Origin of the sequence: Phaeobacter sp. JH20_37 (assembly GCF_048056015.1) — a bacterium.
GTDB lineage: Bacteria > Pseudomonadota > Alphaproteobacteria > Rhodobacterales > Rhodobacteraceae > Phaeobacter > Phaeobacter bryozoorum.
In genome coordinates, this window is the sequence record NZ_JAYMWW010000011.1 from 84,905 (window position 1) to 98,094 (window position 13,190).

The 13,190-nt window shown below is 54.5% G+C and carries 7 protein-coding genes; 5 read left to right on the forward strand and 2 right to left on the reverse strand.

Features of this window, described 5'->3' with window-relative positions:
- Positions 1–133: 133 nt before the first annotated feature.
- The 3 genes from VWZ87_RS04175 to VWZ87_RS04185 are packed head-to-tail and all read left to right on the forward strand — an operon-like array spanning position 134 to position 5,488.
- Entirely contained in the window at positions 134–688 is a 555-nt protein-coding gene (locus VWZ87_RS04175) for an ImuA family protein (RefSeq protein WP_416534679.1), read from the forward strand.
- Complete coding sequence (locus VWZ87_RS04180) at positions 630–2,108, forward strand: Y-family DNA polymerase (RefSeq protein ID WP_416534680.1); 1,479 nt, start codon at positions 630–632, stop codon at positions 2,106–2,108. The genes VWZ87_RS04175 and VWZ87_RS04180 overlap by 59 nt, the downstream gene beginning before the upstream one ends.
- Positions 2,105–5,488 carry an error-prone DNA polymerase gene (locus tag VWZ87_RS04185; protein ID WP_416534681.1) on the forward strand — a complete coding sequence of 1,128 codons (3,384 nt, stop codon included), beginning with the start codon at positions 2,105–2,107 and terminating at the stop codon, positions 5,486–5,488. The genes VWZ87_RS04180 and VWZ87_RS04185 overlap by 4 nt, the downstream gene beginning before the upstream one ends.
- Positions 5,489–6,144: 656 nt before the next feature.
- Here VWZ87_RS04185 and VWZ87_RS04190 read toward each other — a convergent pair.
- Together VWZ87_RS04190 and VWZ87_RS04195 are read right to left on the reverse strand one after the other, a co-directional pair.
- Positions 6,145–9,825, reverse strand: coding sequence for a hypothetical protein (locus VWZ87_RS04190; protein ID WP_416536871.1), 3,681 nt, complete (start codon positions 9,823–9,825; stop codon positions 6,145–6,147).
- Positions 9,826–9,943: 118 nt separating this feature from the next.
- The gene (locus tag VWZ87_RS04195) at positions 9,944–11,221 is read right to left on the reverse strand and encodes an RES domain-containing protein (RefSeq protein WP_416534513.1); all 1,278 of its coding nucleotides are present in this window, start codon (positions 11,219–11,221) and stop codon (positions 9,944–9,946) included.
- 124 nt (positions 11,222–11,345) lie between these two features.
- Between VWZ87_RS04195 and VWZ87_RS04200 the strand changes: the two genes are divergently transcribed.
- Both VWZ87_RS04200 and VWZ87_RS04205 read left to right on the forward strand, forming a co-directional pair.
- Positions 11,346–12,539: a tyrosine-type recombinase/integrase gene (locus VWZ87_RS04200; protein WP_416534514.1), complete on the forward strand. Its 1,194-nt coding sequence runs from the start codon at positions 11,346–11,348 to the stop codon at positions 12,537–12,539.
- Complete coding sequence (locus tag VWZ87_RS04205; protein ID WP_416534515.1) at positions 12,470–13,120, forward strand: hypothetical protein; 651 nt, start codon at positions 12,470–12,472, stop codon at positions 13,118–13,120. Before VWZ87_RS04200 ends, VWZ87_RS04205 begins: the two co-directional genes overlap by 70 nt.
- The last annotated feature ends 70 nt before the right edge of the window (positions 13,121–13,190 follow it).

The following is a 13,190-nucleotide window of genomic DNA, read 5'->3' on the forward strand; positions in this document are numbered from 1 at the left end:
TCAGGATCACGCTCCTTTCACCAAACATGTCCGTCAGAATTGGCCCTTTGCCCTCGACTGGTTTGTTGTGCGGTCTGTGCTGTTGTCAGGGCAGCCACTTTTGCAGGGCGATGTGACACGGTATAAATTGATCATGACCACTTCAACGCTCCCATATTTTCCACTCAAGCGCGGACGCGTACATGAAGTCTGCGGTCCTGGCAGTTTTGGGTTTCTTGCAGCTTTGATGGCCCAGACCTGCGGACCCACGCTTTGGATACGTGAAAGCCACCGTCCAGAATATATCAACCCTCTGGGGCTAGGTGAATTTGCAGATCCCTCTCAGATGCTGGTTGCAAATGTGACGCATCAGACCGATGGGCTTGCCAGTGCCGAGGAGGCGTTGCGGGAGCGCGCTGTCGCATTGGTCGCGATCGACATCAGCAAACCTCTCAGCCTTACTGCCGGGCGGCGTCTGCAACTCGCGGCGAAGACAGGAAACAGCACCGGGCTTTGCCTTATCCCTGAAGGGATGGGCAGCAATGCCGCCGAAAGCCGCTGGCGCTGTCGACCTCTATTTCATGCACAGGACTCGACTCATTTTCACTGGAGTCTTATTAAGAACAAATCGGGAACAGTTGGATCTTGGCATGTTCGATGGAATCGCACGTCGCGTCGTGTCGATATGGTTTCACCGGTTAGCGAGTGACCGGTTTCTTCGGCAGTACCCGCTGTCCGGCCCTTTTGCGCTGACCATCAAACACAGCAATGCAAATCGGCTGTATTGCCTCAATACTGAAGCCGCGCAGCAAGGCTTGCACCAGGGTATGCCCCACTCAGACGCCCGCGCATTTTGTCCAAAACTACAAACAGCCCCTGCGGATCTCTACCGGGATCAGCAATTCTTGCTGACCCTGCGCCGATGGGCCACCCGGTATTGCCCTTGGGTAGGGTTAGAAGGCCGGGACGGCCTGGTTCTTGATATCAGTGGCTCTTCTCACCTTTTTGGAGGAGAGGACAATATGTTGAGTGATATCCGCACAGGTCTGACACGGGCGGGCCTATCGGCACAGATCGGACTGGCCGACACACGCGGAGCAGCCTGGGCGCTGGCACATTTCGGCGAGGGACAGGCTGCACCAGGGGCTATGTTGCCAGCTCTTAAGGACCTTCCCGTTGCCGCTCTGCGGCTGGATGAGAAGACAACAACCGCTCTGATCAGATTGGGGCTGCGCAAAATCGGGGATCTTGCGACAACGCCCCGTGCCCCGCTGACACGCCGTTTTGGACCAAACGTAGTGATGAGGCTGGATCAGGCCTTAGGGCAGCAAGTTGAAGAAATCACACCTTTGGCCGCGCCGCCCCATTACGGTGTCCGCATGACATTGCCAGAGCCTATCGGCCTGATAGATGATGTCATGGCTGGCACGAAAAGACTGCTGACACGACTCTGTGCAACCTTGAAAACCCATGAGATGGGCGCCCGTGTGTTTGTCGTAACACTGCGGCGAGTGGATCAGGGACACCAAGAAGTGGAATTGCGTCTGGCCCGCCCCTTGCGCGATCCACTCCGGATTCTCCCCCTGTTCGAAAAGGGACTGTCTGAAATTGACGCTGGCTTTGGCATAGATCAGCTGCGTCTCGAAGCGACACAGACCGAGGCTCTGCCCGCGCAGCAGATGACTCACGTTGCCACTGACAGCGACGACCGGCTGGACGATCTGATTACGCGGCTCGGGACACGGATCGGTCTTGAAAACATTCAGCGTTTTCTTCCCGCCGACAGCCATATTCCGGAACGTAGCTTCATTACATCACCTGCGGCCTATTCAACCGCCGCCAGCGGTTGGGTTTGCAGGAACCCACGCCCACTCTGCCTGTTTCACCCAGAACCGATTGCAGGGGGCGGATCTTATCCGCCGACCCATTTCCGCTGGCGACGCATGTCATTGACCACAGGCAGGGCCACCGGACCGGAGCGCATCACCCCCGAATGGTGGTTTGATGACGACAACTGGCGGTCTGGCTTGCGTGATTATTGGCGGGTGGAAACCACGCAGGGGCGACGGCTCTGGCTGTTTTATACGCCTCAGAACCCCGGCTGGTACGTGCAGGGGGAATTCGCATGATTGAGGTCAACCACAGGCATCGGCAGGTTGAGGTGTTTCAGAAAGATCTGCCGGATCGACGACTGCAAAAGCAAGATTATGCCGAACTGTGTGCCACCACAAATTTCACCTTTCTGACCGGGGCCTCCCATCCCGAAGAACTGGTTGCGCGAGCTGCCGAATTGGGACTGTCAGCGCTGGCAATAACAGATCACAACTCGCTTGCGGGGGTTGTCCGGGCCTGGAGTGCGCTAAAGGAGCTGACACGGGAAACACAGGATGCCTTGAAAATCCGGTCCCACCAGCGGATCGATTCCTCCTCTCGGCAAGAGATAGGCCACGCATCTGCCATTCCCAAGCCGATAGCACCGGTCCTTCCCAAGTTGATTGTCGGATGCCGTCTCATCTTGCAGGACAGCGCAGTGGATTGGCTGGCCCTACCATGCAACCGAACCGCCTATAGTAAGTTGGCAAGATTGCTCACCCTCGGGAAACGGCGTGCGGAAAAAGGTAAATGTATTCTCTACACTGAAGACGTCATCAATGCCTGCCAGGCCATGATCCTGATCGCCTTGCCAAAGGGATCATTGAACGATGCTGTCCTGGATATTCAACGAATGGGGCGGCAGTTTCCGCATCATGTCTTCTTGGGGGCCGCGCCGCGCTATGATGGAAGCGATCAGGCTTATCTCGCGGCCTGCGCCCAGACAGCGCAAAAAACATGCGCTCCAATGGTGGCGATCGGAGATGTCCTGATGCACCGTGCCAATCGCAGGCAGCTTGCTGATGTTTTAACCTGCATGCGCGAGAATATCACCATCGATGAGATCGGCACCCGCGCCTTGCCAAATGGAGAACGTCGGCTCAAAGCGGGCGCCGATATGGCACGTATATTTCGTGATCACCCTGCAGCGCTCCGCCGCACGTTGGAGATTGCCAATAGATGTAATTTTGATCTGGGTGAACTCTCCTATGAATACCCACATGAAGAGGCGGACGGTGAAACAGCACAGGCCCGTTTGGAACGCCTGGTTCAGGAAGGCTTGAAACGTCGCTACCCAGATGGTCCTCCGGACAGGGCAATTCAGCTGATGGAGAAAGAGCTTTCTGTTGTCAACGAACTGGAGTTTTCAGCCTATTTTCTGACCGTTCATGACATCGTGCAATTTGCCAAATCCAAGGGGATCCTCTGCCAGGGACGCGGGTCTGCCGCCAATTCAATCCTTTGCTATCTCTTGGGCATTACGGATGTCAGCCCCGATATGATTGCGATGGTTTTTGAGCGTTTCGTGTCAAAGCATCGGGGAGAGCCACCGGATATCGACGTTGATTTCGAACACGAACGGCGTGAAGAAATCATCCAGTGGATTTATCAGAAATACGGTCGCCATCGTGCTGGGCTTTGCGCAACCGTCATCCACTTTCGCACGCGCGCTGCCATTCGCGAGGTCGGCAAGGTTATGGGCCTCAGCCAGGATGTAACTGCAGGCCTGTCCGGACAGATATGGGGCATGAGCAATGGCAATGTGGATCTGGATCGCATTCGTGAACTTGGGCTCAATCTAGAAGACCGCCGCCTGATGCAGACGATACAACGGATCGGCGAGATCATCGGCTTTCCACGTCATCTTTCTCAACATGTGGGCGGGTTTGTCATCACCAGTGGACGGCTGGACGAACTTGCCCCGATTGAGAATGCCGCAATGGAAGATCGTACCGTCATCTGCTGGGACAAGGATGATATTGATGCCCTGCGCATTCTGAAAGTAGATGTGCTGGGATTGGGTATGCTCACCTGCATTAAAAAAGCCTTTGCCTTGATGCAGCAACACGAGAACATAACGCACAGCATCGCAACCGTCCCCCAAAAAGATGAGGCGACCTACGATATGCTCTGTGCCGCAGATGCGGTGGGGGTCTTTCAGGTAGAAAGCCGGGCACAGATGAATTTCCTGCCCCGGATGCGGCCCCGCAAATTCTACGATCTGGTTATCGAAGTCGCGATCGTCCGCCCGGGTCCGATACAGGGAGATATGGTGAAACCTTATATTCGCAGGCGAAACGGTTTGGAAAACCCGGATCCCTTCGGACCTGCTCTGGAACAGGTAACCAAGCGCACAATGGGCGTGCCTCTGTTTCAGGAGCAGGCTTTGCAGATCGCTGTTGTCGGTGCGGGTTTTTCTGCAGAAGAAGCTGACCACCTGCGCCGTTCTCTTGCCTCCTTTAGGCGCATGGGAACAATTGGAAAGTATCGCGACAAATTCATCGCTGGAATGCTGAGGAACGGCTATAGCCAAGACATTGCCGAAAGGTGCTTCGGACAGATAGAAGGCTTTGCGGACTATGGATTTCCCGAAAGCCACGCTGCAGCCTTTGCCATGCTGGCCTATGTCTCAGCTTGGCTGAAATGTCACCACCCGGCAATTTTTGCCTGTGCCTTGCTCAATTCTCAGCCGATGGGCTTTTATGCTCCAGCACAGATCATCCGGGATCTACGTGATCATGGTATCGAAGTCCGGCCGATCTGTGTAAACTGCTCCGAATGGGACAACACGCTTGAACGCCGCCCGGATGGAACATTGGCCCTGCGTCTAGGGTTTCGTCAGATCAAAGGTTTCAAGGAAGACGACGCAGGCTGGATCATTGCTGCGCGCGGAAACGGGTATATAGATCCTGAGCACCTCTGGCTGCGCGCGGGGCTTGCCCCTGCAGCCCTGGAGCGTCTGGCTGAGGCGGATGCCTTCTCGTCTATGGGTGTCCCGCGCCGAGAGGCGCTCTGGCAAGTAAAATCAATCCGAACTCCTGCACAGCTTCCGCTGTTCAACGATCAGTTCGACGGAGAAGCCATCACCGAGCCGGACGTCATGCTGCCGCGGATGCATCTGGGGGAAGAAGTCGTCGAAGACTATGTCTCAATGCGCCTGAGCTTACGCGCGCATCCGATGGAACTTCTGCGTCCGGCTCTACCCGGCCTGATCTGCCACGACCAGCTGATAACCGCGCCATTACAGCCAGTCTGCGTATGCGGCCTGGTCATTACGAGGCAACGACCGGGCACCGCTTCAGGCGTGATATTTCTGACCCTTGAGGATGAGACCGGCGTTTGCAATGTGGTGGTTTGGAACAGGATATACGAACGTTTTCGCCGCACTGTCATGGGGGGGAGATTGTTGCGCGTAACAGGCTACCTTCAACGAGAAGGTGCTGTGGTGCATGTCATCGCCCAGAATATCGAGGACGAATCTGCGAGGCTATCGGAGCTAGGCCACCCGCTAGACAGTGCAATTCAATCCGAGGGGCCACGTGCGGACGACACCCCGAAACGCACCCGCTATCCAGCCCGCGCAATGCACCCAAGGGATCAAGCCAAGAGGCTCTTTCCAAGCCGGGACTTTCATTGAACCGCAGTATCGCCTTTTCTACCACAACTCATGCGTTTCGGCTTTCCAACACCCTATCACTTTGCGACCAGCCGAGAGTTATCGACGTCAGTGCGCATCGAAGTACAAAAGGTATCTCGAAGTACATCGAGCATGACCCATCTGACGATTGGGACGCCGTGCAAGCGAAAGTAACGAGCGCGATGTCTTTGTCGCTTTTCACGGAGTTCAGTGACGATGACATCCAAGCGCTAGAGAAGCTATTCAAGAAGGAGAGTGACTCGGATTGAGTTTGCTTGCGAGGCGTGCGCACGACTAACGACGATCAAGAAGATGCAGGAGCGGCAGTTGGCACCCAGCTAGCCAGCAGATTGGTAGGAGCGTAGCGCATCTCAACTTAAATCATTGATTTATAGTTATACAATGGTGCCCGGGGGCGGAATCGAACCACCGACACGAGGATTTTCAATTTTCCTCAGGCTTCGGCCAAACCATCACGTTCCCATGCAATCCGTGTCGAATGGGGTTTGCAGTCAAATACTTGGGCATTCCAAACTGTTTCGCTCTCCGTCATTTCATGGCAATCAAGCTCAAGCATTCCGGCCCCCATGTGACACCCAGCCCTACGCACATAAGAACCAACGGGCGACTTCACAAAGAGGCGGAGATAGAATGCACTAAGTCTCTCCTTCATCAAGGAGGCCCAAATCCACCGCTAGAGCGGCAATGGCGAGCCTTTTCCTCTGGCGCATTCTATCCTCTAAGTCTTCGCCACCAGCAGCTATCGAATGAAGATCTCGCGAACCCAAACCAAACCTCTGCGCCTCGTCCAGAGCGGAATCCACGAGATCGGCAAACTCGCCGCCCAATTTGGTTTTGAGTTTTTCGGATTGGGTGCCTAGCCTGTCTTCCAAGCCGATCAGAGTGGCGCGCTCGCTTTGGGGCTGGTCTTCGCCTGCCCGATCAGCGGCTAGGATGTTTCCAATAGCTAAAGCTGTCGAAATCATTTCGTTGTAAAGGTCATGCAAAGGTAATTGAGCGGGTGGAATGTTGTGATCGCGGAAAACCTCCTCAACGCGTTCCGAGGACTCGCCTTCGACCATCGGGAATGGGTTCTCAAAACCTCCTATCCCGAAACGGAGCAAATGCCCATCGGCATGAATTGGAACTACAGTCAATCCAACGAACTGTGGAACGAGGGAACGGAGCAATTCAAAAACGACCGGCGCGGCGACAAGCGTCTCGTCCAAATCCACCACCTCAACGAGTACCAAAACGCTTGAGGCCACTCCGGGAACACTGTCTGTCTTTTCGGGTAAGAGGAAGACTCGGGCTGTCAAACCTTCATTGGTCATTTCGGCTTCAAGCTCTTGCAACAAACGCTCGCCCGTTCGGCTGATATCTCTACAGGCCAGTCTGGAAGCTGTACGCAACGCGTTTCGCTTCGCGGCTTTTCTGACTTGCTCACGGGGAGCACTTGCACGCGCTAACCGCTTTCCATGGTCCCACGCAATCAATCTGACATCCTCAAGGATGCTTACGATTCTTATTAGCGGGCCAAAATCAACGCCATCGAGTAGAGACCACATTGGGTCACTAAGCGCTTCACGAAGTTTTTGTGCTTTTTCGCCGCAATATGCCGCGAGTGCGTTGGCTCCCTCCGGTAGACCTGCGTAGCGGCGAACCAAGTCCGCGCTAGTAAAAAACAATGCATCCTGAACTTCAGCGAATGCGTCAACTTCACCTTTGGCTCGATCACCAAATTGGCCTATTGGCGATGTCAGAGCCCGTGCTGCATTGTGGCTGCCTCCAAGCACTTCAAGGTCCCGCTCGGGAGGTATCTTGCCTCTCACGACACGGTCTAAAACTCGTTCAAGAGTTGGTGCGATCTGTCCGGAAATTCTAAGAGCCTCAGCAAGAAACGCCGTGCGTGTCTCTAGCTCCGAACTCGTTGTGACAGCACTTATTATCGTGCGGTTCCAGCCCGTGCGTGAGACCGGTGGTGATGCACTTCGCGGCATCGTTTTGGCAGCAACTTCAAAGTCTCCTATCGCCAATCTAACGCCACTGGCGTCGATTGCGTCTACGTCTGCACGGTCTACCTGTGGCGCTAGTGCGAAAAGATACCGGCATAGCGAAACAACCGCCTCATGAGCATCGGGAACGATTTCATCCGCAATATGTACGTGTGAGCAGGACGCGACGACCAAATCCCCGTCATGTCCAATCTCAGGGACTGTCGCCCACGGCACTTCACGAGCCACCCTCCCAACCAGACCATCTGGAGCAATTTTGTCAGTCCAAAGCACTGCTACTTCTCGGTCGAGGTCAATGATGGTTTCGAGCAGGCTGACTGCTTCGTCAAAGGGCAGTTCCATCGGATTGGGGCCGTGATCCAAAATCGCAGATCTGACTGAGGCGGGCAGCGCTTCAATACCAATCAATGCTGCAAGAATACCTTGGACTTCATTGGCAGAGCACGATTGAAAGATGCGCCCAATTAGATCGGGGTCACACTTGCTGATTAGAGTGGTGCGTAGTGTAGCTTTTGCTCCATGCATCTGCCGACCAAATTCTCTGACTGCGTTGGTAAGAGCATCAGGCCAAATGTCACCTGACAGGTCGGCATCGCTCAAGCTAAGTGCCGCTGCTGTTTGCCTTTGACCAAATGGGAGCGCCTTGGCGGCTTCGGTTTTGAGCCAGCCGACAGCAATGCTTTTGGCTTCGAGAAACGCAAGACCTTTCAAGCCATGTAAAAGAGTGGTGGGGTCTTGGCTTGCATTTATCCTCGAGGCCAGAGCAGAAACCGCAGGGTCAACCAACTCGACCTTCTCAACGTCAATGTCGGCAAGCAATATAGATAGATCTTGGGAATGGGTGCCTGCGATGGCCGCGCCAAGGGTGTCGCTGAGCGCCACGGCTCCTGAGGCGTGTGCCTCCGCCATAAGCACACTCGACCTTAGCTGGTGAAGAGGTGCTACAAGCCCTTCTTGCGCTGCTCGAACAAGGTGCTCACGCGCCAACCTTGTGAACGCTCTGGACATCTCTGGTGCCGTAGCGCCTAGGACTTCTGCGAGTCTTTTGACATCGATCCTTGCACCACTCGCGTGCGCACAAGAGACGATCCTTACGGCATCAGTTTCTAGATCACGCTCTGGATCAGAAAGTCGGTCATCAAATTGTTCCTTCAAAACCTCCTGAAGGCGAGTGTCCGTAGACAACATGTGGGCATACTCCATAAGGAGACCCTCTGCCGACGCCCAAGGCTCTCGCCAGCCTGCCCAGCCTGTTTTTCCTTCTTGGTGAAGCTTCTCCCAAAGTGCTTTTGCTAAGTTTTCGTTAGCGGTCAAACGAAGAAGAGGTGTATCAGCGGTCCGCAGCCTTACGAGATCTTCTTCTCGGCACGAGGCAAGTAGAACAAGGCCCGGCTTCAGTTGAGCGATCCCAAGGACACGTCCCCAAGCCTCAGGCAAGCGTCTCCCTGCATCATCCAGCACAATCCCAACCGGCCTACTGGGGGAAATACGCAATCCTCCCATAAACCGATTGAGAATACCGATATCCTCGTTTTCAAGACGTAGTAGGCGATACCAACGGATCGTGTGTTTGGTAGCCTTCGCGACTTGCCACATCACCGCAGACTTTCCGGCACCGGACGGACCACAAATGATAGCTCGATTGCGCGCTCCTAGGGCCTCTTCAACTGCATGACCATCTTCTGGCCGAGTCACAACAAGCCCAGCCGCCAAATGGCCAGGCTCAACATCCACGCCAGAATAGAAGGACGGTTCGTCTGTCGGCGTGTTGAAATCGACGGCCTCAACGAGTCCGCCTAGTATCGCTTCTTCAAGTGCTTCATGTTGGATCGACGCTAGCGCATCCGAGAGAATCCTTTCCACCTCTGCAGCACCTAGGCCAATTCTCTCGCCAACTGGGAGTGGCCCATTACGGTCTGCCAGATCGCCAAGGATGTCCTGTAGTTTGGCAACAGCGATTTCTGCCGCAACCGCCCAGCATCCCATTCGCTCTTCGACGATTGCAGCTGCGTCCTCTCGTGGAGATGGAATTATCGCAAGTGATATCGGGGAGGTGACAGCTTGGCGCGCATCCTCCGTGACATCCTGTTCAAGCACAAGTTCAAGTGAACGGGCATCACCGTCACGTGCGCGGCGCTCCAACTGCGTGACATGCTCACGAATATCCGATGGACGGAATGGACCTCGCTCGTGCCGACGGCTTTTGACAGATATCAAGTCGCTTTGAGGACCAGTACGCCGCTCTATATCATCACTGCCTTCCGGGATGATGGTGCCAACTTCACTTCGCGCCCAGAGTTGGACCGCCACCAATGCAGCCACGGCGTCCTGATATCGAAATCCTCGTCCAGCGTCAGAACCGGTCCTAAGATGTTTAGGTGGTGTGCTCATAGGAAATGCTCACAAAAATTGGCCCAATGTTTCGGGTTGGGATAACGCTTCAAAAGCTTTCTTCGTGACTTGAGCGTCTGGAGCCACGGACAGGCGTAAATGCTTCTACAGTATTGTGGGAAACGCCGTTGACCAAATGTGTTTCCACTGTGCCTTCTATGAATTGCAACCCATGTTGGATTTTGTTCCAAGCCCACCCTGATGTGTTTGAGCCTCCTTCAACTGACCCGGCATCCCCGAAGATCGCGATATTCTTTCCAACGCCGTTCTGTGCCGACCGATATATGATAGCGTCTATGGTCTGGTCTCCATCGCCGCGTTTGAATTTGTGAAGATGTCGAAGGTACTCTGAGACGACTTGTGTCGGGACATAATCCAAGTGCTCGTCATTTGGCAGACAAGGCTGAGCTATTTCATTCATGAATGTTGACATGAATTTCCATAGCCTGATTCTTTTCATGTGCGTTTTCGCAAAGATATTGATGTCCTTGGGTCTTCCTGAGAATCTTGTTGTATCCAAGACAAGTATGGGCCGAACTAACCCGAACTCAGCCGATACTACTGTTTCGCCCACAGCCGGACGCAGCTCGGCAACGCAGGTATTGAAATCAAACGCCCCGTAGAACGCAAGAATCCCGGAGGAGTTCATTCTCCCGGCGCGCCGTAGGTTTTCAGGGGGCGGCCCTAGTTCTTGGGAAGGATTTTCAGCAATCCTTTGTCTGCCATCCATACCGTTGCTAATGCGCGCACGAAATATCCGCGCTTCAGGATCGCTGGGTTTTATCTCATAAACTGCGGGAAGGTTTGCGTCGTCGCGTAGCAGGTGCAAACCATCAAATATCTCCTTGAGCTTTTCGAGAGCTTTAACGTTGAAAAACCGTTGCTCATGCAGGATTTCACGACGAAAGAACTGCCAAGTATTGCTATGCTCCTCGTACCCGAAATCGTTTACTTCATATCCCACCTCGTCAGAGTAGAAAGGTTCTCCACCATCGGGCGGCCAATAATCGTCCAACTCAATCAACTTGTCAGATAGAGCACGGATAACGTCATCGTCTTCCGCTTCAGTTAGCTCCCACAAAGTTCCTTCGAGGTCGTAACCGTTGTACTCGCCTGTACGTGGGTCAATTGACGAGAACGTGTATCGATTGCGAAAAACCTCATCGACTATTGCAGCCACATCGGCGATCGGGACTCCCTTCTTACTCGGGTGAAAATCACAGTTCCCCTCATCGAAATTTGGACGAATTTCGACTATTCTTCGTTGCAGGCCACTATTTCCGAAACAGTCTGGGCACACCAAGGTCATGAACTCTGTCCAACTCATCTATTAGTTGATTTCTTGGATAGCACCCAATCCGCCCCAAACCAACACAAACCCTGCAAGATCAGAGCTTTACTCGTCAGATCATACCCTGACACGCGGATTCTGGGTGTCTTACGATGTCTGCATGAAACAGATGCTGACAACCAAATCACTCGACGCGATGCCTCCGGCGACCACCAAACGGTACGAGGTCCGCGACCAGAAGGTAAACGGCCTGCATGTGCGTGTGTCGACCACAGGTGCCAAGGTGTTCTACACGTTGGTCCGACCGAACGGCTCTCGTAGGCGCATCAAAATCGGCCCTTATCCTGTGGTCTCCCTAGCCGACGCCAGACGCCGCGCGATGGAAATCGCCCGTGATGTCGAGTTGGGCGAGTTCGAAAACGCCCCTGAGGTTTCAGAGGTATCGACCGAAACACTGGGTGAGATGATCCCCAAGTTCATCGAGCTTCATGCCAAGCCCAACACCAAGGACTGGAAGCGCACCGAAAGTGTTCTGCACAAGTTCGATGGTTTGAAGGATCGGCCTATCGACCAGATCAAACGGCAGGATGTCAGCAAAGTGCTGGACGGCATCATCGCCAACGGCACGCCGACACGGGCAAATCGGGCGCTCTCAGCCATCAAAAAGCTCATGAACTGGTGCGTCATGCGCGGCGACATCGAAACGTCGCCTGTGGCTCTCCTCAGGCCGCCTACGCGTGAGGTTCCTCGTGATCGTGTGCTGAGCGATGATGAAATTCGCGCGATCTGGCAGCACAGCGATGCCGAGGACTACCCGTTCGGCCCCTTCCTCAAGCTCCTACTGATAACCGGGCAGCGCCGGAGCGAAGTCGCGGGGATGCGGTGGTCCGAACTCAACCTTGATGAGGGTATCTGTGAACTCCCAGCCAATCGTGTGAAAAACGCTCGCCTACACATAGTACCGTTGCCCGATCAGGCCGTGGACATCCTCCGTGGACTGCACAGGTTCCTCGACAGCGACTTCGTGTTCACGACGACTGGGCGTTCTGCGATATCTGGGTTCGGACGCCTGAAGGAACGCGTCGATACCGCTCTGCGGGAGGGAACGCCTGACTGGCGCTTCCACGACTTCCGGCGCACAGCCTCGACAGGCATGGCGAAGCTCGGCGTGATGCCCCATGTGATCGACGCCGTGACCAATCACAAATCTGGGGTCGTCTCAGGCGTCGGCGCAACCTACAATCGCTACACGTATTTCAATGAAAAGCGTGAGGCGCTAGAACTGTGGGCGAGCGAACTGACGAAAATCACGACGGTGCGTTCGGAGGCGAGTGCCGAGAGGAAATCCGCGTAATCCTTGGTCTGCCCGATGATGAAGGCTTTGCCAATTTCTGGGAGAGGCTACGCGACGAGTGCCTAAAGGTGCGCAGAGGCATTGAGACATCACCCAACGGCTTTCGGCTGGCGCCTTTCGACAGGTCGCTCACGCAGCGGATAACTTGGCTGCAGCGCCAGATCATCAATCCAATTGAAACACTTGAGGCGGCGCTGGCGCCAGAGAACACTCCACATTTTGTGCATTGGGAGCATTATGGTGACATCCAGACCCCATCCCGAGAACCGTTCCTTGCTGCTTTGGCAGAGCTGAAAAAAGAAGCTGCCCTGCTTCAGGCTGACTTCGAGGACGAGATTTCCGGCGAGGTTGCAGGCAAGATATCCCACACCAATGAAATCAGGCACTACGTGGTCTATGTCTGTTTGTCGGAATTGCGCGAGTGTTACCCTGACCTCAAGCTGTCTAGAGGAAACTGGGACAAAAAACTAAAGGTTGCCATTGGTCCGATCCCTGAATTCGTCAGGCGAGTTTTCTTGGAGACCACGGGCAATCATGAACAGCTCGACGGCCCTATCCAAAGAAACATGCAAGCCATTTGAAAATGCCAACTCGAACCGAGTTGACGCTTTCAGGGCCTTCGCTCGCAATGCGATCCAACCTGATCCATCT